18 protein-coding genes are annotated in these 21,835 nt (G+C 73.1%); 12 read left to right on the forward strand and 6 right to left on the reverse strand.

The window, feature by feature from the left end; all coding sequences use genetic code 11:
* The first annotated feature begins 16 nt into the window (after window positions 1–16).
* Genes PS271_RS06800 through PS271_RS06810 form a run of 3 tightly spaced genes read left to right on the forward strand, consistent with a single transcriptional unit; the run spans window position 17 to window position 3,611 of the window.
* Window positions 17–1,648: a glycoside hydrolase family 13 protein gene (locus PS271_RS06800; protein WP_398380979.1), complete on the forward strand. Its 1,632-nt coding sequence runs from the start codon at window positions 17–19 to the stop codon at window positions 1,646–1,648.
* A 25-nt stretch (window positions 1,649–1,673) separates the two neighbouring features.
* Window positions 1,674–2,726: a LacI family DNA-binding transcriptional regulator gene (locus PS271_RS06805; RefSeq protein WP_398380980.1), complete on the forward strand. Its 1,053-nt coding sequence runs from the start codon at window positions 1,674–1,676 to the stop codon at window positions 2,724–2,726.
* Between the two features lie 36 nt (window positions 2,727–2,762).
* Window positions 2,763–3,611, forward strand: a complete 849-nt coding sequence (locus PS271_RS06810) for a phosphatase PAP2 family protein (protein ID WP_398380982.1) — start codon at window positions 2,763–2,765, stop codon at window positions 3,609–3,611.
* 46 nt (window positions 3,612–3,657) lie between these two features.
* Here PS271_RS06810 and PS271_RS06815 read toward each other — a convergent pair whose 3' ends face one another.
* The 4 genes from PS271_RS06815 to gadC form a co-directional block, all read right to left on the reverse strand.
* Window positions 3,658–6,738, reverse strand: a complete 3,081-nt coding sequence (locus PS271_RS06815) for a bifunctional [glutamine synthetase] adenylyltransferase/[glutamine synthetase]-adenylyl-L-tyrosine phosphorylase (RefSeq protein WP_398380984.1) — start codon at window positions 6,736–6,738, stop codon at window positions 3,658–3,660.
* Between the two features lie 53 nt (window positions 6,739–6,791).
* Window positions 6,792–8,153: a type I glutamate--ammonia ligase gene (gene glnA, locus PS271_RS06820; RefSeq protein ID WP_106676269.1), complete on the reverse strand. Its 1,362-nt coding sequence runs from the start codon at window positions 8,151–8,153 to the stop codon at window positions 6,792–6,794.
* Between the two features lie 206 nt (window positions 8,154–8,359).
* Entirely contained in the window at window positions 8,360–9,202 is an 843-nt protein-coding gene (locus PS271_RS06825) for an alpha/beta fold hydrolase (RefSeq protein WP_398386710.1), read from the reverse strand.
* A 148-nt stretch (window positions 9,203–9,350) separates the two neighbouring features.
* On the reverse strand, window positions 9,351–10,826 hold the full coding sequence (gene gadC / locus PS271_RS06830) for a glutamate/gamma-aminobutyrate antiporter GadC (RefSeq protein WP_398380987.1): 1,476 nt from the start codon (window positions 10,824–10,826) through the stop codon (window positions 9,351–9,353).
* A gap of 112 nt (window positions 10,827–10,938) precedes the next feature.
* On the opposite strand from gadC, the gene PS271_RS06835 reads away from it, so the two are divergent.
* From PS271_RS06835 to PS271_RS06860, 6 genes are all read left to right on the forward strand, one after another.
* Entirely contained in the window at window positions 10,939–11,454 is a 516-nt protein-coding gene (locus tag PS271_RS06835) for a hypothetical protein (RefSeq protein WP_398380989.1), read from the forward strand.
* A 63-nt stretch (window positions 11,455–11,517) separates the two neighbouring features.
* Window positions 11,518–13,104, forward strand: a complete 1,587-nt coding sequence (locus PS271_RS06840; RefSeq protein ID WP_398380991.1) for a multicopper oxidase family protein — start codon at window positions 11,518–11,520, stop codon at window positions 13,102–13,104.
* A 71-nt stretch (window positions 13,105–13,175) separates the two neighbouring features.
* Window positions 13,176–14,930, forward strand: coding sequence for an NAD+ synthase (locus tag PS271_RS06845; protein WP_398380993.1), 1,755 nt, complete (start codon window positions 13,176–13,178; stop codon window positions 14,928–14,930).
* 120 nt (window positions 14,931–15,050) lie between these two features.
* The gene (locus tag PS271_RS06850; RefSeq protein WP_398380995.1) at window positions 15,051–15,524 is read left to right on the forward strand and encodes a hypothetical protein; all 474 of its coding nucleotides are present in this window, start codon (window positions 15,051–15,053) and stop codon (window positions 15,522–15,524) included.
* Window positions 15,525–15,605: 81 nt separating this feature from the next.
* A complete protein-coding gene (locus PS271_RS06855; RefSeq protein ID WP_398380997.1) occupies window positions 15,606–17,186 on the forward strand; it encodes a S1 family peptidase in 1,581 nt (526 codons plus the stop codon).
* 67 nt (window positions 17,187–17,253) lie between these two features.
* Complete coding sequence (locus tag PS271_RS06860) at window positions 17,254–17,970, forward strand: DsbA family oxidoreductase (protein WP_398380999.1); 717 nt, start codon at window positions 17,254–17,256, stop codon at window positions 17,968–17,970.
* Window positions 17,971–17,988: 18 nt separating this feature from the next.
* Here the strand turns inward: PS271_RS06860 and PS271_RS06865 are convergent, their stop codons facing one another.
* Window positions 17,989–18,213, reverse strand: coding sequence for a DUF2277 domain-containing protein (locus PS271_RS06865; protein WP_398381001.1), 225 nt, complete (start codon window positions 18,211–18,213; stop codon window positions 17,989–17,991).
* Between the two features lie 81 nt (window positions 18,214–18,294).
* On the opposite strand from PS271_RS06865, the gene npdG reads away from it, so the two are divergent.
* On the forward strand, window positions 18,295–19,008 hold the full coding sequence (gene npdG / locus PS271_RS06870) for an NADPH-dependent F420 reductase (RefSeq protein WP_398381003.1): 714 nt from the start codon (window positions 18,295–18,297) through the stop codon (window positions 19,006–19,008).
* Window positions 19,009–19,140: 132 nt separating this feature from the next.
* A complete protein-coding gene (locus PS271_RS06875) occupies window positions 19,141–19,335 on the forward strand; it encodes a hypothetical protein (protein ID WP_120754342.1) in 195 nt (64 codons plus the stop codon).
* A gap of 53 nt (window positions 19,336–19,388) precedes the next feature.
* Here PS271_RS06875 and PS271_RS06880 read toward each other — a convergent pair whose 3' ends face one another.
* Window positions 19,389–20,837 (reverse strand): helix-turn-helix domain-containing protein, encoded by a 1,449-nt coding sequence (locus PS271_RS06880; RefSeq protein WP_398381005.1) that lies wholly within the window; start codon window positions 20,835–20,837, stop codon window positions 19,389–19,391.
* A gap of 194 nt (window positions 20,838–21,031) precedes the next feature.
* Between PS271_RS06880 and PS271_RS06885 the strand changes: the two genes are divergently transcribed.
* The gene (locus tag PS271_RS06885) at window positions 21,032–21,769 is read left to right on the forward strand and encodes a DUF4232 domain-containing protein (RefSeq protein WP_398381007.1); all 738 of its coding nucleotides are present in this window, start codon (window positions 21,032–21,034) and stop codon (window positions 21,767–21,769) included.
* Window positions 21,770–21,835: the final 66 nt, after the last annotated feature.

Genomic DNA, 21,835 nt, shown 5'->3' on the forward strand with positions numbered 1-21,835 from the left:
ATCGAATAGGACGTACATGACCCAGGACCTCGCGCCCTCCGTCCGCCCGGCCGCCGCTTCCCCCGCCGAGACGGGGGGCTGGTGGCGCAGCGCCGTCATCTACCAGGTGTACGTGCGCTCGTTCGCGGACAGCGACGGTGACGGCATCGGCGACCTGCGGGGGATCCGCGAGCGCCTGCCGTACCTGGCGGAGCTGGGTGTGGACGCGGTGTGGCTCACGCCGTTCTACGCCTCGCCGCAGGCGGACGGCGGCTACGACGTGGCGGACTACCGGGCCGTGGACCCGCTGTTCGGGGACCTGTCGGACGCGGACGACCTGGTGCGGGAGGCGCACCGGCTGGGCCTGCGGGTGATCGTCGACATCGTGCCGAACCACACCTCCGACCAGCACGCCTGGTTCCGGGCGGCCCTCGCCGGCAGAGAGGGCGGTCCGGAGCGGGAGCGCTACCACTTCCGGCCGGGCCGCGGAGCGACCGGGGAACTGCCGCCGAACGACTGGGAGTCGGTCTTCGGCGGCCCGGCGTGGACGCGGACGGCGCGGGCGGACGGCACGCCCGGCGAGTGGTACCTGCACCTGTTCGCACCGGAGCAGCCGGACCTCAACTGGGAGAACCAGGAGGTGCGCGAGGAGTTCGAGTCGGTGCTGCGGTTCTGGCTCGACCTGGGCGTGGACGGGTTCCGCATCGACGTCGCGCACGGCATGGTCAAGGCGGCGGGCCTGCCCGACATCGGGCTGAGCGAGCAGGCGAAGCTCATCGGGGCGCAGGTGCTGCCGTTCTTCGACCAGGACGGGGTGCACGAGATCCACCGCGCCTGGCGGCGGCTGCTGGACTCCTACCCGGGCGAGCGGGTCGGCGTGGCGGAGGCGTGGGCGCCGACCTCGGAGCGGCTCGCGCTGTACGTGCGGCCGGACGAGCTGCACCAGGCGTTCAACTTCCAGTTCCTGACGTGCGACTGGGGCGCGGCCGCGATGCGGACGGTCATCGACGAGTCGCTGGCCGCGACGCGGTCGGTGGGCGCGCCGACCACGTGGGTGCTGTCCAACCACGACGTGGTGCGGCACACCACGCGCTACGGCGGCGGCGAGCGGGGGCTGGCGCGGGCCCGGGCGGCGGCGCTGCTGATGCTGGCCCTGCCGGGTTCGGCGTACGTCTACCAGGGCGAGGAGCTGGGCCTGCCGGAGGTCGTGGACCTGCCGGACGAGGTGCGCCAGGACCCGGCGTTCTTCCGCGGCGACGGGCAGGACGGCACGCGCGACGGCTGCCGGGTGCCGATCCCGTGGTCGGGCGGGGAGGCCCCGTACGGCTTCGGGCCGGGCGGCAGCTGGCTGCCGCAGCCGGAACAGTGGGCGGAGCTGTCGGTGGCGGCGCAGTCGGGGGACCCGCGCTCCACGCTGGAGCTCTACCGCTCGGCGCTCGCGCTGCGGCACGAGCTGCCGGGCCTGGGCGACGGGGAGATGACGTGGCTGGAGGCGCCCGAGGGGGTGCTCGCGTTCTCCCGGCCGGGCCTGGTGTGCACGCTGAACACGGGGGCGGACGAGGTGGGGATGCCGGTGCCGGGCCGTCCGGTGCTGGCCACGTCCGCCCTGGAATTCACCGGTGGTACGGTCCGTATCCCCGTCGATTCCTGTGTTTGGTGGGCAGTCTGAAATGCGACCGGTAAGGTCCAGTCCTGTGACCGCACGGCTGGCCGATATCGCAGCCCAAGCGGGTGTCAGCGAAGCAACCGTCAGCCGGGTACTCAACGGGAAGCCGGGGGTCGCCGCCTCCACCCGCGAGTCCGTGCTGGCCGCGCTCGACGTCCTGGGCTACGAGCGCCCCGTGCGGCTGCGGCAGCGCAGCGCGGGCCTGGTGGGGCTCATCACGCCCGGGCTGGACAACCCGATATTCCCGGCCTTCGCCCAGGTGATAGGCCAGGCCCTGACGCGCCAGGGCTACACCCCGGTGCTGGCCACGCAGACGCCCGGGGGCTCCACGGAGGACGAGCTGACGGAGATGCTCGTGGACCGCGGGGTCTCCGGCATCATTTTCGTCTCCGGGCTGCACGCCGACACCTCGGCGGACATGGAGCGCTACGAGCGGCTGCGCGCGCAGGGCGTTCCGTTCGTGCTGATCAACGGTTTTTCGCCGAAAGTACGGGCTCCTTTCGTGTCGCCGGACGACCGGGCGGCGGTCAGGCTGGCCGTCACCCATTTGGCCGCACTGGGGCACCGCAGGATCGGTCTCGCGCTGGGGCCGCGCCGCTACGTTCCGGTGCAGCGGAAGATCGAGGGGTTCCTGCGCAGCATGCGCGAGGAGCTGGGCCTGGCGGAGGCCGAGGCCGGGCAGTTGGTGGAGCACTCGCTGTTCTCGCTGGAGGGCGGGCAGGCCGCGGCCACGGCGCTCATAGGGCGGGGCTGCACGGCCGTGGTGTGCGCGAGCGACATGATGGCGCTGGGCGTCGTCCGGGCGGCCCGTCAGCAGGGGCTGGAAGTGCCGCGGGACGTCTCGGTCGTCGGCTTCGACGACTCGCCGCTCATCGCCTTCACGGACCCGCCGCTGACGACGATCCGGCAGCCGGTGCAGTCGATGGGGCAGGCGGCGGTGCGGGCGCTGCTGGAGGAGATCGGCGGGACTCCGGCGCCGCACAGCGAGTTCGTGTTCCTCCCCGAGCTGGTGGTCCGGGGTTCAACCGCATCGGTGCCGGGTACCCGGCCGAAAGCGGACGAAGACCAGACTTGGGGATGATCTGCGGCAGGCCGGTTTCTGGCAGACTGTTTCCCTATGGGTGAAGCGACGGCAAGGACACTGGAAGGCCGGACGGCCGCCCCGCCACCCAGCGAGGAGCGAGCGGACCGGCCACCGGCCGAGGGTGCCGCAGCACGGAGGACGGGCCTGCAAAGGCTCCGCTCTCCGCGCAGGCCCCGGCTGTGGTTCGAGGTGCTGCTGATCGCGGTGAGTTACTGGGTGTATTCCCTGGTGCGCAATGCCGTGCCCGAGCAGCGCGCGGCCGCGCTCCGCAACGCCGACTGGATATGGCGGGCCGAGCACACGCTCCACATCGCTGTGGAGAACAGCGTCAACCACGCCGTGAATTCCGTGACGTGGCTGATCGTGGGGATGAACTACTACTACGCCACTTTGCACTTCGTCCTGACGATCGGGGTGCTGGTGTGGCTCTACCGCTGGCATCCGGGGCGTTATGCCGCGGGCCGGCTGGCCCTTTTCGCCACGACGGGCGTCGCCCTGCTCGGCTATTACCTCTTTCCGCTCGCTCCGCCGCGCCTGATGTCCGGCGCGCATTTCATCGACACCGTCGTCGTGCACCACACGTGGGGCTCGATGGCCTCCGGCAATCTCGCCGACATGTCGAATCAGTACGCGGCGATGCCGTCCATGCACATCGGGTGGTCGACCTGGTGCGGCGTCATCATCGCGATGGTGGCGCGGCCGGTGTGGGCGAAGGTGCTGGGCCTGCTGTATCCGCTGGCGACGCTGGTGGTCATCGTGGCGACGGCGAACCACTTCTGGCTGGATGCCGTGGGCGGCCTGCTGTGCCTGTCGTTCGGCTTCGCCGTCTCGTTCCTGTGGTTCAGGGCGACGCCGGGGCGGCTGGAACGGCACGTGGCGTAGCGGCCGCGGCTCACGCCCTGCGTCACATCCCGCGTCCCGCCCCGTATCACGCCCCGTAGAAGAGCTCGTCCACGACGGCGCGGGCCCGCCGCGTGGTCCGCCGGTAGTCGTCGAGCATGTCCCCCACGTGGCCCGGCTCGTAGCCGAGGTAGCGGCCCACCGCCGCGAGTTCCCGCGGCTCGGTGGGGAAGGTGTCGCCGGACCGGCCGCGGACGAGCATGACCGCATTGCGCACGCTCGTCGCGAGAACCCACGCGTCGTCCAGTATGGCGGCGGCGTCCGTGCTCAGCAGCCCGGCGGCGCAGGCGGCCGCGAGGGCCTCGCGGGTGCGGGTCGTGCGCAGCCCGGGCTCCGCCCAGGCGTGCCGCAGCTGGAGCAGCTGGACGGTCCACTCCACGTCCGACAGGCCGCCGCGCCCGAGCTTGGTGTGGGTCGCCGGGTCCGCGCCGCGGGGCAGCCGCTCGCTCTCCATGCGGGCCTTGAGCCGCCGGATCTCGCGCACCGCGTCCTCGCCGAGGCCCTCCATGGGATACCGCAGCGGGTCGATGAGGTCGATGAAGCGCCGCCCCAGCTCGGCGTCGCCGGCGACCGGGCGGGCGCGCAGCAGCGCCTGGCTCTCCCACACCAGCGACCAGCGCCGGTAGTAGGCGGCGTACGAGGCGAGGCTGCGCACGATGGGCCCGGACTTGCCCTCGGGCCGCAGGTCGGCGTCGATGTGCAGGGGCGGGTCGGTCGTGGGAAGTTGGAGGAGGCGGCGCATCTCCCCGGCGACGGCGGAGGCGGCCTTGGCGGCCTCCTCGTCGGGGACGCCCTCGCGCGGTTCGTGCACGAACAGCACGTCGGCGTCGGAGCCGTAGCCCTGCTCGTGGCCGCCGAAGCGGCCCATGCCGATGACGGCGAAGCGCGTGGGCAGGGTGTCGCCCCACTCGGCGCGCACGGCGGCGCGCAGGGCGCCCGCGACGGCCGCGGCGTTGACCTCGGAGACGGCGTCGCCGACGGTGTCGACGCGGAGGTGCGGGTCGCGCTCGCCGTTGGGCTCGCCCGTGCCGTGCGAGCCGTTGCGGCCGAAGGAGCCGTTGCGGCCGTAGGCCCCGATGATGTCGGCGGCGGCGGTGCGGAACAGCTCGCGGCGGCGCACGCCGCGGACGGCGACGATCGCGGCCTCGGCGCCCTCGGAGCGGTTGACCGCGGCCAGCGTCTCCTGTTCGAGGGCCTCCGGGCCGCGCGGGCGCAGGCCCTCGGGGTCGCCGAGCAGGGCGACGGCTTCGGGGGCGCGCAGCAGCAGGTCGGGGGCGAGGCGGCCGGCGGACAGGACGCGGGCGAGGTTCTCGGCGGCGGCGCCCTCGTCGCGCAGCAGGCGCAGGTACCAGGGGGTGCGGCCGAGGGCGTCGGAGACCTTGTGGAAGTTGAGGAGGCCGGCGTCGGGGTCGGCGGAGTCGGCGAACCAGCCGAGCAGGACGGGCAGCAGGGTGCGCTGGATGGCGGCCTTGCGGCTCACGCCCGAGGCGAGCGCCTCCAGGTGGCGCAGGGCGGCGGCGGGGTCGGCGTAGCCCAGGGCTTGCAGGCGGTTTCCGGCCTCCTTGGCGCTGAGCCGGATCTCGCCGGGCTCCAGCTGGGCGACGGCGTCCAGCAGCGGCCGGTAGAAGAGCTTCTCGTGCAGCCGGCGCACCTCGCGCGCGTGCCGCTTCCACTCGCGGCCGAGGCCGTCCACGGGGTCCGTGCCCGGCGGCCATTGCAGGACGCGGGCCAGGGAGCGGCCGAGGCGGCGCTGGTCCGCCTCGGCCTCCGGCATCAGGTGCGTACGGCGCAGGCGGTGGAGCTGGATGTGGTGCTCCACGGTGCGCAGGAAGCGGTAGGCGGCGTCGAGGGCGGCGGCGTCGGAGCGGCCCACGTAGCCGCCCGCGGCGAGCGCGGTCAGGGCGTCGAGGGTGCCGGCGGCGCGCAGCGTGGCGTCGCCGCGGCCGTGGACGAGCTGGAGCAGCTGGACGGCGAACTCGACGTCGCGCAGCCCGCCCGGGCCGAGCTTGAGCTCGCGGTCGACCTGGCCGGCGGGGATGGAGGCGATGACGCGGCGGCGCATCTGCTGCACGTCGGGCACGAAGTTCTCGCGCTCGGCGGCCTGCCACACCAGCGGGGCGACGGCATCGGCGTACGCCCGGCCGAGGCCGGGGTCGCCGGCGACCGGGCGGGCCTTGAGGAGGGCCTGGAACTCCCAGGTCTTGGCCCAGCGCTGGTAGTAGGCGAGGTGGCTGGAGAGGGTGCGCACGAGGGGGCCGTTGCGGCCCTCGGGCCGCAGGTTGGCGTCCACGGGCCAGATGGTGCCCTCGGGGGTGACGTCGGAGCAGACGCGCATCATCCGGGAGGCGAGCCGGGTGGCGGCCTGGAGGGCCGGGCCCTCGGCGGTCCCCTCCTTCGCTTCGGCCACGAAGACGACGTCCACGTCGGAGACGTAATTGAGCTCCTGGCCGCCGCACTTGCCCATGCCGATGACGGCGAGGCGGCAGGCCGCGGCGTCCGCGGGCTGCTCGTCGGCGGCGATGGCGAGGGCGGCGCGCAGGGTGACCATGGCCAGGTCGGCGAGCTCGGCGGCGGTCTGGGCGACGTCCGTGGTGCCGCACACGTCGCGCGCGGCGATGGTCAGCAGGCAGCGGCGGTAGGCGGCGCGCAGGGCGTCGGCGGCGCCGAGGCCGGCTTCCCGTCCGGCGCGCGCGCCGTCGGCCAGGGCCTTCTCGAACTCCGGCACACCGGGGTTGAGATCGGCCGCCTCGTACGTGACGAGGGCGTGCCAGTCGGCGGGGTGGCGGGCCAGGTGGTCGCCGAGGGCCTCGGAGGCGCCGAGCACCCCGAGCAGCCGGTCGCGCAGCGGCTTGGCCGTCACGAGCGTGTCCAGCAGGGCCTGCCGGTCGCCGCCGGGCCGGGCGTCCAGCGCTTCGGCGAGCCGGACCAGGCCGTGCAGGGCCAGGTCCGGGTCCGCGGTGGCACCGAGGGCGTCGAGCAGGACGGGGTCGCCGCGTCTCGCCGCGAGCACCGGGGCCTCCAGCCGCCGCTCGGCGGCGGCCGGATCGGTGAAGCCGTACTTCAGCAGCCGGGTGTACGAGCTGCTGCGACGCCCCTCGGGCAGTGTCATCGGCACCCCTCGCTCCGCGCTGCCGGCCGGCTCGCCGCCATGATAGGCACCGGCTAGAGCACGGGCAGCATCTTGCGGAGCTCGAACGCGGTGACCTCCGAACGGTACTCCTCCCACTCCTGCTTCTTGTTGCGCAGGAAGAAGTCGAAGACGTGCTCGCCGAGGGTCTCGGCCACCAGCTCGCTGCGCTCCATCAGCTCGATGGCCTCGCCCAGGTTCTGCGGCAGGGGCTCGATGCCCATGGCCCGGCGCTCGGAGTCGGAGAGCGCCCACACGTCGTCGTCGGCGCCGGCCGGGAGCTCGTAGCCCTCCTCGATGCCCTTGAGGCCGGCGGCCAGCAGCACCGCGTAGGTCAGGTAGGGGTTGGCGCCGGAGTCGATGGAGCGGACCTCGACGCGGGCGGAGCCGGTCTTGCCGGGCTTGTACATCGGGACGCGGATGAGCGCGGAGCGGTTGTTGTGGCCCCAGCAGATGTACGAGGGGGCCTCGCCGCCCGCGCCGGCGCTGCGGGCCGAGCCGCCCCAGATGCGCTTGTAGGAGTTGACCCACTGGTTGGTCACGGCCGAGATCTCGGCGGCGTGCTTGAGCAGGCCCGCGATGAACGACCGGCCGACCTTGGACAGCTGGTACTCGGCGCCGGACTCGTAGAAGGCGTTGCGGTCGCCCTCGAAGAGGGAGAGGTGGGTGTGCATGCCCGAGCCGGGGTACTCGGAGAACGGCTTCGGCATGAACGTGGCCTGCACGCCCTGCTCCAGCGCCACCTGCTTCATCACGAGCCGGAAGGTCATGATGTTGTCGGCGGTGGAGAGCGCGTCCGCGTAGCGCAGGTCGATCTCCTGCTGGCCGGGGGCGCCCTCGTGGTGGCTGAACTCGACCGAGATGCCCATGGATTCGAGCATGGTGATGGCCTGGCGGCGGAAGTCCATGCCCACGTTCTGCGGGGTGTGGTCGAAGTAGCCGGAGGAGTCGGCGGGCACCGGGCGGGTGCCGTCCACCGGCTTGTCCTTGAGCAGGAAGAACTCGATCTCGGGGTGGGTGTAGAAGGTGAAGCCGAGGTCGGAGGTCTTGGCGAGGATGCGCTTGAGGACGTAGCGCGGGTCGGCGTAGGAGGGCGAGCCGTCCGGCATGAGGATGTCGCAGAACATCCGGGCGGTGCCGGGGGCCTCCGCGCGCCAGGGCAGGATCTGGAACGTGCCCGGGTCCGGCTTCGCGATCATGTCGGACTCGTAGACCCGCGCGAAGCCCTCGATCGCGGAGCCGTCGAAGCCGATGCCCTCGTCGAAGGCCTGCTCCAGCTCGGCGGGGGCGACGGCCACGGACTTCAGATAGCCGAGCACGTCGGTGAACCACAGCCGCACGAAGCGGATGTCGCGCTCTTCCAGGGTGCGGAGCACGAACTCCTGCTGCTTATCCATAGCTACCCATCCTCGCTGGTCAGGCCGCCCCTTCCCAAGCCTCGGGGCACATCTGGGGCGTAGAGCATCCCACCACATGATGTCGGGTGCGTTGCAGACGTGGGTCCGAACGTTCCCTTTCGCGTGCGTGTACGGCTCTCCCCCCATACTGCCTGCTCGGGAGCGGTGCCCGCACCGGCGGGGCGGGGGCTTCCCGCAGGGCTGCCTCAGCGGGCCGCGGGGCCCGTGGCCAGGACGGCCGCCGCGATCGCCTGCGGGCGGTCGTACATCAGGAGGTGGCCCGCCGGGGCCACCGCCTCGAAGCGGCCGTCGAGCCGCGCGGCGAGCGCCCGCTGGCGCTCCAGCCAGCGCCGTTCCAGCCAGGACCCCGTGCCCGGGGAGGCCGCCAGGACGCTCACCGGCACGGGCGGCATGGGCCGGCTCTCGCGCAGGGCGTCGAGCTCCGCGGCGACGTCGCGGTAGCGGGCGTTCTCCATCAGGAGGGCCCGCGCCACCCGCCCCGTGCCGTACGTGCGCCGCACGAGGTCCGCGGGCGCCGGGTCCTGGCGGCTGACGGACGAGGCGCGGACGGTGAGCCGGCGCAGGGCGGGGCCGAGCGCCCGCGGCAGGCCCGCCGCGGCGAGGACGCGGCCGCGGGCGTGGGCGGCGCTGGTGCGCAGCTCGCGGGCGGGCGCGGGCCGCGGGTCCTCCTCGACGCTGCCGTCGACGAGGACGATGCCGGCCGTGCGCTGCGGGTGCAGCCGGGCGAACGCCTCGGCGTGGAAGCCGGCCAGGGAGTGGCCGACGACCGTCGCGGGTTCGCCCAGCCCGAGGGCGTCGAGGACGCCGGCTATCCGGTCGGCCTCGCCCGCGGCGGTGGGCGGTTCGAGGGGCGGGGCGCTGAAGCCGAGGCCGGGCCGGTCGAAGCGGACGACGGTGCGGTGCGGGGTGAGCAGCGGCACGACGGGCTCCCAGTCGAACCAGCCCATGCCGAGCCCGGCGCTGAGCACGCACACCGGCCCGGAGCCCTCGCGCACCACGTGCAGCGGCACTCCGCCGACGCGGAGCATGCGCCCCGGGGGCCGCTGCGTGCCGGGCTCCGCGGGCGGCCGCACCGTGCCGTTGACGCCGCTGCCGCCGTTGGCACCGCTGCCGCCGTTCACGCCGTTGCCGCCGTTCGCGCTGATCATGGGCTCCCCCTCGTCGCTCTCCGACAAGCTAACGGACGGGGCTCTCCCGGTGCTCCGGCGCCACCCAGTGCGGCTTGCGGAACTTCAGGAGGGCCAGCGGGGTGAGGAACCCGAGGACGAACAGGCCGCCGCCGACCGTGAGCAGGTAGCGCCAGAGCGGGCCGCCGCCGAACTGCTCGGGCGGGACGAAGCCGATGCACATGGCCGCGAGGGAGGCCGCGAACCCGACGCCCGCGACGAGGTGCAGCGCGGGCACCCGGAAGCCGCGCGGCCGGTCCGGCTGGGCGCGCCGCAGGCGGACGGCGGCCGCGAACATCAGCAGGTAGACGACGAGGTAGATCTGCGTGGTGATCACGGAGAAGATCCAGTACGCGCTGGAGACGTCCGGGATGAACGCGTAGAGCAGCGCGATGACGGTGGTCAGGGCGCCCTGGGCGACCATGATGTTGCGCTGGACGCCGTTCTTGTTGAGCTTCTGGAGCGCGGGCGGCAGGTAGCCCTCCTGCCGGGCGACCATCAGCAGGCCCTTGGAGGGCCCGGCCAGCCACGCGAGCATGCCGCCGAGCGCGGCGGCGACGAGCAGCACGCCGACGACCTTGGTCAGCCAGCCCACGTGGAAGTGGTCGAAGAAGCCCTGGAAGGCCTGCATCACGCCGGCCGTGAGGCTGAGGTCCTCGCCCGGCATGACCCAACTGATGGCCAGCGCCGGCAGGATGAAGATCAGCAGGACGAGGCCGGTGGCCGCGAACACCGAGCGCGGGAACTGCTTGCCGGGCTCGCGCAGCGAGGAGACGTGGACGCCGTTCATCTCCATGCCCGCGTACGACAGGAAGTTGCCGACGATCAGCACGAGGCTGGCCAGGCCGGTCCACGGCGGCAGGAGGTGCCCGCTGTCCATGGGCGCGGCGGAGGCGTTGCCCTGGCCGAGGAAGACCAGGCCGAGGACGACGAGGACGACGCCCGGGACCAGGGTGCCGACGACGAGCCCGATGCTCGACAGGCCGGCCACGGCCTTCGTCCCGCGGGAGGAGATCAGCACGCCGGCCCAGTAGACGACGACGATGACGACGGCGACGTAGAGGCCGTTGTCGGCGAGGCGCGGGTCGATGACGTAGGCGAAGGTGCTCGCCACGTAGGCCAGCAGGCTCGGGTAGTAGGCGATCGTCATCGCGAACTGGCACCACACGGCCAGGAAGCCCAGCGGCTTGGAGAGTCCCTCGCTGACCCAGCGGTAGATGCCGCCGGTCCACCCGGAGGCCAGCTCGGCGGAGACGAGGGCGGTCGGCAGCAGGAAGACCACGGCCGGGAGGAGGTAGAGGAAGACGGCGGCCAGTCCGTAGAGCGCCATGGACGGCGCGGGCCGCAGGTTGGCCACGGAGGCCGTGGTCATCATCGCGAGGGTGACCCACGAGATGAGCTGCGGCTGCGGCCGGGGCTGCGGGGTCTTCGGCGGTGCGGGGACGGCGGCGGGACGGTCGTCCCTCACCTGGTCCGTGATGGTCATGGGAGGGGGAGCGTCCTTCAGGCCGTGCGTGGAGCGTTGAACGTTTCGGCCCATAATCCCATTTCCGGGGCCGTGGAAACGTGCGCATACCCCGCGGGGGTAGGGTGCGAGGGTGATCGTCAACGGACAGCAGGGGACGGCGGCCGCGTGGTGCGGACGCCTGTTGCTGCTCTCCGCCCTGCTGCTGGGCGTCGTCACGATGCACACGCTGGGACATCCGACGGGGCATGCGGGTACGGGTGCGGGCCACCAGGCCGGTGCGCATGCGGGTACGGGTACGGGTAAGGGCCACCAGGCCGGTGCGCATGCGGGTACGGGTACGGGTACGGGTACGGGCCACCAGGCCGGTACGTATGCGGCCGCGGAGGCGCACGCACCACAGGTGCACTCCCCCGGGCCCGCTGCACACGACCCCCTCACCGCCCCCGGCATGGACCCCATGTCGGTCTGCCTGGCCGTCCTCGGCGCCGCCCTGCTGGCGCTCGTCCTGCTGCTCGTCACCGCGGCCCTGCGCCGGCCCGCCGCCGCCCTGGCCGCGGCCCGGGCGCGGCTGCTGCGGCCGTTGTGGCCCATCCCGCCGCCTCCGCGGCACAAGTCCCTCGCGCGGCTGTCGGTGCTGCGGGTGTAGGAGCGCGCTTCCACGCGTCGCCCCTACCCCTTCTTCACCGACCCCTCAGAGGTGCACTCACCCATGCGTACGCACAACCGCACACACACCCGCCGCGCCGTCCTGGGCGCCGGTCTCGCCGCTGCCGGCGGCGGGCTGCTCGCCGCCTGCTCCGACGGCGCGGGCGGCTCCTCCTCCCCCTCGGCCGCGCCCGCCGCCTTCGTCGCGCCGGACGGCGCGGAGGTCGCCGCGGCCGAGGCGAAGCGCGGGAGCGGCCCGGTCCGCAGCGTCCGGCTGACCGCGACCCGCACGCGGATCGACCTGGGCGGCCGTACGGTCGACACCTGGGCGTACGGCGACCGGCTGCCCGGCAAGGAGGTCCGGGTCACCGCGGGCGACACCCTCGCCCTCACCCTCGCCAACCACCTGCCCGAGGCCACGTCCATGCACTGGCACGGGCTCGCGCTCCGCAACGACATGGACGGCGTTCCGGGCGTCACCCAGCGCCCCGTCCAGGCGGGCGCGTCCTTCGACTACCGCTTCGCGGTCACGCACCCCGGCACGTACTGGTTCCACCCCCACTCGGGCGTCCAGCAGGACCGCGGGCTGTACGCACCGCTGATCGTGGAGGACCCCAAGGAGCCGTTGCAGTACGACAAGGAGTGGGTCGTCGTGCTCGACGACTGGGTCGACGGGGTGGACGGCAGCACGCCGGACGCGGTGCTGGCGGAGCTGTCGAAGGGCATGGGCGGCATGGACCACGGGGGCATGGACCACGGCGGGGGCGGCGGCATGGGCGGCATGCACCACATGTCGATGACCGCCGCCAAGGCGGAAGCGTCCCCTTCCCGCATGCTGATGGGCGCCACCAGCCCCCTCCTCGGCGGTGACGCGGGCGACGTGGCCTACCCGCACTACCTCGTCAACGGGCGCACCGCGGCCGACCCCGAGACGTTCACCGCCCGCCCCGGCGACCGCGTCCGGATCCGTTTCGTCAACGCGGGCGGGGACACCGCCTTCCGCGTGGCCCTCGGCGACCACAAGATGACGGTCACGCACACGGACGGCTTCCCCGTCGAGCACGCGGAGACGGACGCCCTGCTGCTGGGCATGGGCGAGCGCTACGACGTGCTCGTCGAGGCGAAGGACGGCGTCTTCCCGCTGACGGCACTGGCCGAGGGCAAGAAGGAGGCGGCGGTGGCGCTGCTGCGGACGGGTGGCGGGGCGGCCCCCGACGCGTCGGCGCGCCCGCGCGAGCTGGAGGGGAAGCTGCTCACCGCCGACCGGCTCAAGGCGGGCGAGGCCGTACGCCTGCGGGACCGCTCCCCCGACCGGACGGTCACGCTCCGGCTGACCGGGTCGATGGCGAAGTACGACTGGGCGATCAACGGGGAGAAGTACGCGCCGTCGCGGCGGCTGCCCGTGGCGGCGGGCGAGCGGGTGCGGCTCTCGTTCGTCAACGCGACGACGATGTGGCACCCCATGCACCTGCACGGCCACACGTTCGGCCTGGCGGGCGGGGGCGCGCGCAAGGACACGGCGATCGTGCTGCCGGGCAAGCGGCTGGACGTGGACTTCGACGCGGACAACCCGGGGCTGTGGATGCTCCACTGCCACAACGTCTACCACGCGGAGTCGGGGATGATGACGCTGCTCGGCTACCGGAAGTAATCGCGGCCGCCCGCGCGAGGCGCAACTCGCCGCTCAGAGATCGCGTCAGTTAGACGAGTACTCTGGGCGGCGTGCCTCAACTTCGCCTCGCTCTGAACCAGATCGACTCCTGCGTCGGCGATCTCGCCGGGAACGCCGAGTCGATCGTCCACTGGACCCGGCACTCCGCCGGGCAGGGCGCCCACCTGGTGGCGTTCCCCGAGATGGCGCTGACCGGCTACCCGGTCGAGGACCTCGCCCTGCGGCCCTCCTTCGTGGAGGCGTCGCGGGCCGCGCTGGACGCGCTCGCCGCGCGCCTGGCCGCCGAGGGCCTCGGCGAGCTGCCGGTGGTCGTCGGCTACCTGGACCGCAGCGAGGAGGCGCGGCCGCGCCTGGGCCGCCCGGCGGGCGCGCCGCGCAACGCCGCGGCCGTGCTGCACCGGGGCGCGGTCGCGCTGTCCTTCGCGAAGCACCACCTGCCGAACTACGGCGTCTTCGACGAGTTCCGGTACTTCGTGCCCGGCGACACCATGCCGGTGGTCCGGGTGCACGGCGTGGACGTGGCCCTCGCCATCTGCGAGGACCTGTGGCAGGAGGGCGGCCGGGTGCCCGCCGCGCGCTCGGCCGGCGCCGGGCTGCTGCTGTCGGTCAACGCCTCCCCGTACGAGCGGGAGAAGGACGACACGCGCCTGGAGCTGGTGCGCAAGCGCGCCCAGGAGGCCGGCTGCACGACCGCGTACCTGGCCATGACCGGCGGCCAGGACGAACTGGTCTTCGACGGCGACACGATCGTCGTCGACCGCGACGGGCGGGTGATCGCCCGGGCCCCGCAGTTCGAGGAGGGCTGCGTCCTGATCGACCTCGACCTGCCGGCCGCCGCCCCCGAGGCGCCGTCCGGGACGGTGGACGACGGCCTGCGCATCGACCACGTCGTCCTCTCCGCGGACCCGCTCCCGGCCTACGAGCCGGAGACGCCGGGCGGCGCGGCGCCGCACCTGAGCGACGACGCCGAGGTCTACCAGGCGCTGGTCATGGGCCTGCGCGCGTACGTCGTCAAGAACGGCTTCCGCAGCGTCCTCATCGGCCTGTCCGGCGGCATCGACTCGGCGCTCGTCGCCGCGCTCGCGTGCGACGCGATCGGCGCGGAGAACGTGTACGGCGTGGCCATGCCCTCGCGCTACTCCTCCGCGCACTCGATCGCCGACGCCGAGGAGCTCGCGCGGCGCACCGGGCTGCGGCTGCGCACCGTCCCGATCGCACCGATGTTCGACGCATACATGGGGGCGCTGGGCCTGACCGGCCTCGCCGAGGAGAACCTCCAGTCGCGGCTGCGCGGCACGATGCTGATGGCCATCAGCAACCAGGAGGGCCACATCGTCCTCGCGCCGGGCAACAAGTCCGAGCTCGCGTGCGGCTACTCGACGCTCTACGGCGACTCCGTCGGCGCGTACGGGCCGATCAAGGACGTCTACAAGACCTGGATCTTCCGCCTCGCCAAGTGGCGCAACGCGGACGCCGGCTCCCGCGGCGAGACCCCGCCCATCCCGGAGAACTCCATCACCAAGCCCCCGAGCGCCGAACTGCGCCCGGGCCAGGTCGACACGGACTCCCTCCCCGACTACGAGGTCCTCGACCGCATCCTGGAGCTGTACGTCGACCGCGACCGCGGCCACGCCGAGATCGTCGCCGAGGGCTTCGACGCGGAGCTGGTCACGCGGATCCTGCGGATGGTCGACACGGCGGAATACAAGCGGCGGCAGTACCCGCCGGGCACGAAGATCTCCGCGAAGGGCTTCGGCAAGGACCGGCGCCTGCCGATCACGAATCGCTGGCGCGAGAGGGGCTGACGGGGCCGGCTCCACCGCCCCGGCCGTTCTCCGCCCATCCCCCTGGATATTCGGACAACCAAGGTCGTACTGCGTGGTAGCTTGCGACCTGGCTTTATTCGTACCCGGGGGGATTTCTTCGTGTTTTCTCGTACACGCACACTTCTGATCAGCGGCGCGGGCGCCGCGGCCGTCGTCCTGGGCGCGGCGTCACCGGGGGTCGCGGCGGGGGATGACACCGCTTTGCCGTCCGCGGTGGAGACCTTCGAGTACCCCGGCGCCGCGAAGATCTTCAAGGAGCGGGGCATCAAGCTGGAGCGCGGCGACGGGCACATCCTGTTCGCCGACTGCAGCGTCTCCCAGGACATCGTCGTCTACACGAAGACGACCGCCGGACCCAACAACGGCAGGTACTGCTTCCGGGTCACCGGGAACGGCAAGAAGGGCTACCTCGCCCTCGAGCTTCCCGACGCGATCGGCGTCGCCGCCGGCAAGTACGGCGCGTGGGCCTCCGTGTCGGGCAACGGCATGACCGAGGTTCCCAAGGGCGACTTCAAGGCCGTCGGCGAAGCCGTCACGGGCACGCCCGGTTCCCTGCTCGCGCTCCAGATCTGACGGGCGCCGGCCCGTCCGGCTCCACGCACCACAGCTCATGACTCGGGCCCGCCGGACGGCGGGCCCTTGAGGAGAACATCAATGTCTGCCATCCGTCCGCGCGCCGCGTGGATGACCGGCCTGCTCGCCTCCGCCGTCACCGCGGGCCTGCTGACCGCCGCCCCGGCCCACGCCGTCGCCGGCGAGCCGGTCGCCGACGGCGAGTACGCCTTCACGGCGAAGCTCGACATCAACGAGGGCTCGCGCAGCTGCTCCGCCACGCTCGTGCAGCAGGAGTGGCTGATCACTGCTGCCAGCTGCTTCGCCGAGGACCCGGCGAAGGGCTTCAAGGTCGCCCCCGGCGCCCCGAAGTGGAAGACGACCGCCACCATCGGCCGTACGGACCTCGGCCGTGAGGACGGCGGCGCGGTCGTGGACGTCGTCGAACTCGTCCCGCGCGAGGACCGCGACCTGGTGATGGCCCGGCTGGCGAAGCCGGTCACCGGCGTCAAGCCCGTCGACGGGATCATGACCAACCCCTCGAAGAAGGGCGACGCCCTGTGGGCGGCCGGGTACGGCCGGACCAAGGACGAGTGGGTTCCCGACCGCCTGCACGCCGCCCGCTTCACCGTCGACTCGGCCGACACCACCACGCTGCGCGTCACCGGCGAGTCCCCGGATGCCGCCGTGTGCCAGGGCGACACCGGCGGCCCGCTCTTCGACCGCGTCAGCACGTTCCGCGTGCTGGCCGGCGTTCACAGCACCTCCGGCCAGGCGGGCTGCTTCGGCACCGACGAGTCGGAGAAGCGCCGGACCGCCTCCGAGACCCGTGTGGACGACATCGCGGGGTGGATCAAGGCCGTCGCCGCCCGCACCGTCCTCCCCCGGGTGAACTGGAAGGACGCCGTCCAGGTCGTCCCGGGCCACTTCGTCTCGCGCAACGACAACGAGCGCTCGGACCTGTTCGTCGTCTGGGCCGACGGCTCGGCCAGCCTCTTCGAGGGCTCCGGTCAGGCCGACCCCAAGCTTCCCCTCTGGAAGGAGCACAAGCTCGCGGCCGCGGGGAGCTACTGGAAGGACGCGGAGGCCGTCACCTCCATCGGCGTGGGCTTCAACGACAAGGACGGGGTCGCCGTCCGCTGGAAGAGCGGCAAGCTCTCGACCTTCGAGGCGGTCAACGAGTTCGGCTTCGCCCGCGAGAAGACCCTGGTCTACCGCGACAGCTGGAAGAACGCCCGATCCATAGCGGCCGGCAGCCACACCGACGAGTACCGGCGGGACGACCTGGTCGTCCTGTGGGCCGACGGCTCCACCTCGATGTACCCCGGCACCTCCGACAACGGCATCTCCAAGGAGATCCAGCTGACCCGGGCCGACAAGTCCCGGGAAGGCGCCCAGATCACCTCCGGCCGGTTCACCGGCCAGAAGGCGAACGACCTGGTCGTGCGCCTGAAGAACGGCAGGACGGACCTCTTCCCCGGCTTCGGCGCGCGCGGCTTCCGTGACGGCGTCGCCCTGCGCCCCGAGGGCTCGGCCTGGAAGTACGCCCAGCCGCTGGTGGCGGGTTCCTTCGGCAGCGGTAAGCAGGAGGACCTCCTGGCCCGCTGGTCCGACGGCAACCTCAGCTACTACGCCGACGTGGACGCCTCCGGCGCCCGCAACGAGGTCCAGCTCGTCGGCTGACGAGCCGCCTCGCTCACGCGTTAGCATTGCTTGATTATTCAAGCAATGCTGATGGAGTGAGTCTGCCGTGAAGGTCGAGATCTACAGCGACATCGCCTGCCCGTGGTGCCACGTCGGCAAGCGCCGCTTCGAGCAGGCGCTGGCCGCGTTCCCCGGTGCGGGCGATGTCGAGGTCGTCTACCGGCCCTTCCAGCTCGACCCGCACGCCCCCGAGGAGCCGCTCCCCCACCGCGAGGTGCTGGCCGCCAAGTACGGGCCGCAGTCCGTCGCCATGGACGACCACATCACGCGGCTGGGGGCGGACGAGGGGCTGACCTTCGACTTCGACACCGTCGTCGAGAACAACTCCCTGCTGGCCCACCGCCTGCTGCGCTTCGTCCTGGAGCGGTACGGGCGGGACGCCCAGGCCCGGCTCAAGGGCCGGCTCCTGGAGGCCCACTTCGGCGAGGGCCTCGACATCGGCGACCGCGAGCACCTCACGGACGCCGCCGTCACCGTGGGCCTGGACCGCGACCCCGTCGCCGCCTTCCTCGACGGCGACGACCTGCACGACGAAGTCCTCGACGAGATCGAGGAGGCGCGGCAGCGGGGCGTCACGGCCGTTCCGACGTTCGTCTTCGAGGGGCAGTGGGCGGTGCAGGGTGGCCAGGAGCCGGCCACCTTCCTGAAGGTCCTCCAGCAGGTCGCGGAGGCGGCGGAGACGGAGGCGGGGGCGGGAGCCACCGACGCCGGCGCCGACTCCGGCCCCGGCGAGGCCTGCGCGGACGGCGCCTGCGCGGTCTGAGCCCGGCGCGGTCCGGCGCTACGCCTTCGCCGCGCCCGCGCCCCGCACCTCCAGCCCGTCGAGCAGCCGCTTCGTGGCCGCCGCCACGGCGGTCACGGCCTCCTCGAACACGGCCTGGTTGTGCGCGGCGGGGTGGTGGAACCCGGACACCTTCCGCACGTACTGCAAGGCGGCCGCCCGGATGTCCTCGTCCTCGACGGAGGGCGTCATCGGCGGGCGCAGGGTCTTGATGCTGCGGCACATGAGTCCAGTGTGCCGCAGCGGCCCCGTGTGCCGCCGACTCCCTCGTCCGTGCGCGAACGGCAGCGTGACAGTATCGCTGTCATGACTACTTCTGATGACGCCCAGAACGTGAAGAAGGCCCCGGCGAAGGACCCTTGGGAGCTGCCCGACGTCTCCGGCCTCGTCGTCGGCGTGCTCGGCGGCACCGGTGACCAGGGCCGCGGCCTCGCCTACCGGCTGGCCAAGGCCGGCCAGCGGGTGATCATCGGCTCGCGCGCGGCCGAGCGGGCGCAGGCGGCCGCCGGCGAGCTGGGCCTGGGCGTCGAGGGCGCCGACAACGCCGAGTGCGCGCGGCGCAGCGACATCGTGATCGTCGCGGTGCCGTGGGACGGCCACGCCAAGACGCTGGAGGGGCTGCGCGAGGAGCTCGCCGGCAAGCTCGTCGTCGACTGCGTCAACCCGCTCGGCTTCGACAAGCAGGGCGCGTACGCCCTCAAGCCGGAGGAGGGCAGCGCCGCCGAGCAGGCCGCCGCCCTGCTGCCGGACTCGCGCGTCACCGCCGCCTTCCACCACCTGTCGGCCGTGCTGCTCCAGGACCCGGAGATCGACGCGATCGACACCGACGTGATGGTGCTCGGCGAGGCGCGCGCCGACACCGACGTCGTGCAGGCCCTGGCGGGCCGCATCCCCGGCATGCGCGGCGTCTTCGCGGGCCGGCTGCGCAACGCGCACCAGGTGGAGTCGCTGGTCGCCAACCTGATCTCGGTGAACCGCCGCTACAAGGCGCACGCCGGGCTGCGCGTCACCGACGTCTGACGGGCGGAGGGCAAGCCCCCGGCGGCCCGGGGCGGCCGCCGCGGCGACGGGGCGGGGGGACGCGGGCGCGGCGCCTGAGCGACAATGGCCGGGATCGTGACCGTATGCGCCCCCGGACAGGAGCCGTCCCCCATGCCCCGCCTCGCCCTCTACGCCCTCGCCGTCTGTGTCCTCTCGGTCGCGGCGGCCGTCGTCTCCTTCGCGCGGGGCAGCTGGCTCGGCATCGTCTGGATCCTGCTGCTCGGCGTCTCGTCCAACATCGCCTGGTACTACGTGCGCAAGGCGAAGAACGACAAGGCCGCGGCCGCCGCCGACAAGGCCTCCTGACGGCGGCCGGCGGCCCCGGCCCGCCGGCCGCCGCCTTCCGGCCCGGCCCGGCTTCAGCCCGGCGGCGGCGCCGGTTCCCAGGCCGGCGAGCCGAGCGGCCAGTGGTACGAGGGCCTGCCCGCGGCGCCGCTGGTGCGGAAGGGCCTGCCCTGGTCGTCGATCCGCAGGACCCCGCGCCGGACGCCGCTGGACCACTGCACCTCCAGGTACCAGGTGACGTCCTGCCGCTGGGCGGCCGCCTTGACGTAGAAGACCTCGGGGTCGGTCTCGCTCACCTTGTACGGGAAGTCGCGCTGCCCGGCCCTGGGCGCGGCGACGGGGTGGGCGGAGTCGAGGTCGACGCCGAAGGACCGCGTCGCGACGTCGCCGCCGCAGCCGACGCCCGTCCCGTACTCGTTCCAGGCGAGCGGCGGCCTGGTGTTCCGCACCCGGACCTGGAGCCCTTCGAGGACGACGGTCTCCTTGCCGGTGCCCTGCAGAGTGATCTTGATGAACTGCTCGCCGGCCGCGACGGCGCCGAGCTTGGCCACCCAGCCGGGCGCGTCCGGCTCGCCGGGAGGCTCCGGGACGGTGCCGGGCGAGCGGTCGACCAGGAAGTGCTGGGTGCAGGGGTCTTCGTAGGCGTACGGCCGGACGTGGGCGGTCAGGGGCACGCCGGCGTTCTTGTCCGGGGCCGCTCCGCCGCCGGTCTCCTGCTCCGGGCTGCTGCCGGGGGACGCGGGCGCGCCGGGCTTTCCGCTCTCCTGCTCCCGGCTCTGTGAGGGGGACGGCTCGGCGGACGGGCTGCCGCTCCCGTCCGGACCCGGCTTCCCGGACTCGTGCGCCCGTCCCTTCGCCGACGGGGCGGCTCCCACGACCCGGCCCTTCCCGTCGTCGCCGGAGCCGGACCCGCCGCCCTTGCTGTCACCGCCGCCGAGCGTGACGGCGAGCGCCGCGGAGCCCAGGACGGTGACGGCCGCGGCGGCGGCGAGCGCCGCGAGGAGGGTCTTGCGGGACAGCCGCCGAGGCTGTGGCGCCGTCGGCTCGCCCGATGGAGCCATGGATGGCGCCATCGATGCTTCGGGCACTTTCGGCACCTCGGCGGCGTCTTGCGCTGCGGGCTCTCCCGGCGCGGCGGAGCCCTCTCCCCGCGCGGGGCTCCCTCCCGCCTCAGAGGCCTCCCCCGCTGCCGCCTCCCCCGCCGCCGCCTTCGCCGCGGAGTCCTCCGCCGCCCGTTCCGCCTTCGCCGCCGGCTCCGCCTGCGGCTTGCGGCCGCGCGTCGCGTCCGCCACGATCCACCGCCGGTGGACCTCCATCAGCTCTTCCGGCGTGGCCTTGCACAGGCGGGCCAGCCGCTCGACCGGCGCGAACTCCGCCGGTACGGCGCTCCCGCTGCAATACCGGTGCAGCGTCGACGTACTGACATGCAGTCGCTTGGCCAGCACGCCGTAACTCAGGCCCGACCGCTCCTTCAGCGCCCGCAGCAGTTCAGCGAGATCGCCCGCCCCCACGTCACTCCCCATCCCAGCTCCCCGTTCCAGGGAACGACTGTTTTCCCAGGTCAAAGCCTATGCAGCCATTCCCGCGTCCCGAACTCCGCCGTAGCGCTGGCCTCCGGGACGCCGTACCGCACAAGCTTTCGCCATCCAAGCACGCCGCTCCCCGCACCGGGTTGAACGGCGCTCCGCTGCCCGGCCCGTGAAGAAAGAGACCAGCCATGCGCGCCTCCGCCCGCCGAATCCTCCCCCGCTCCCGCCCGTTCGCCTCCGCGGGCCTGGCGGCCGTCGCGCTCGCCACGCTCTCGCTCGCGGCGTGCAGCGGAAGCGGGAAGGGCGAGGGCGTACGCCAGGAGGGCGCCGCCTCCTCGCAGCCTTCCCAGCCGGGCCCGGACGCCCTGCCCTCGCAGCCCCCGGCGCCCTCGCAGGGCTCACAGGCGTCCCAGGGCAAGCCGGCCGGGGAGAAGGCCCGGGAGAAGAACCGGCCGTCGGGTGCCACGCCCCACGGCGCACAGCGGACGGGCGCGACGCAGGACCCGTACGCCCCGGAGAACCGCGTGCCCTGCACCGCCGACAACACCACGGTCACCGCTGCGCCCGTCTCCCGCCCGCTCAACCACATGCTGCTCACGGTCACCAACACGGGGTCGAAGTTGTGTGACCTGAAGGGCTACCCCATCGTGAAGTTCGAGGGCGCCCAGTCCGTCCCGCCGGTCATGGAGAACACCAAGCCGCAGGCGGTCACGTCCCTGCCGCCGGGCGGGAAGGGCTACGCGGGCGTGATCCTGTCCGCGGGCGACGGCAGGGGCGGCGAGGGCTACCCGGCGCAGAGCCTCGAAATCGGCTTCCAGGGCAGCGACAAGATGGCCGAGGCCGCCCTCCAGGCGCAGGACGTGCACATCGACAACTCCCTGCGTGTCACGTACTGGGTGACGAACTCCGGGGACGCGCTCTCCTGACCACCCCCTCCTCCGGCCTTGCGCGTGGCGCCACCCAGGTGCCACGATGGCGTCACCGCACACCAC

The organism is Streptomyces sp. SCA2-17, assembly GCF_044336695.1.

Bases quoted from the DNA above. Each gene is read 5' to 3' on its own strand.
- gadC (WP_398380987.1), bottom strand. From the start codon at position 10,826: ATGACCATCACGGACCAGGTGAGGGACGACCGTCCCGCCGCCGTCCCC.
- glnA (WP_106676269.1), bottom strand. From the start codon at position 8,153: ATGGATAAGCAGCAGGAGTTCGTGCTCCGCACCCTGGAAGAGCGCGAC.
- PS271_RS06865 (WP_398381001.1), bottom strand. From the start codon at position 18,213: ATGTGCCGCAGCATCAAGACCCTGCGCCCGCCGATGACGCCCTCCGTC.
- PS271_RS06885 (WP_398381007.1), top strand. From the start codon at position 21,032: ATGCGCGCCTCCGCCCGCCGAATCCTCCCCCGCTCCCGCCCGTTCGCC.
- PS271_RS06800 (WP_398380979.1), top strand. From the start codon at position 17: ATGACCCAGGACCTCGCGCCCTCCGTCCGCCCGGCCGCCGCTTCCCCC.
- PS271_RS06840 (WP_398380991.1), top strand. From the start codon at position 11,518: ATGCGTACGCACAACCGCACACACACCCGCCGCGCCGTCCTGGGCGCC.
- PS271_RS06880 (WP_398381005.1), bottom strand. From the start codon at position 20,837: ATGGGGAGTGACGTGGGGGCGGGCGATCTCGCTGAACTGCTGCGGGCG.
- PS271_RS06855 (WP_398380997.1), top strand. From the start codon at position 15,606: ATGTCTGCCATCCGTCCGCGCGCCGCGTGGATGACCGGCCTGCTCGCC.
- PS271_RS06875 (WP_120754342.1), top strand. From the start codon at position 19,141: ATGCCCCGCCTCGCCCTCTACGCCCTCGCCGTCTGTGTCCTCTCGGTC.
- PS271_RS06815 (WP_398380984.1), bottom strand. From the start codon at position 6,738: ATGACACTGCCCGAGGGGCGTCGCAGCAGCTCGTACACCCGGCTGCTG.
- PS271_RS06825 (WP_398386710.1), bottom strand. From the start codon at position 9,202: ATGCTCCGCGTCGGCGGAGTGCCGCTGCACGTGGTGCGCGAGGGCTCC.
- npdG (WP_398381003.1), top strand. From the start codon at position 18,295: ATGACTACTTCTGATGACGCCCAGAACGTGAAGAAGGCCCCGGCGAAG.
- PS271_RS06810 (WP_398380982.1), top strand. From the start codon at position 2,763: ATGGGTGAAGCGACGGCAAGGACACTGGAAGGCCGGACGGCCGCCCCG.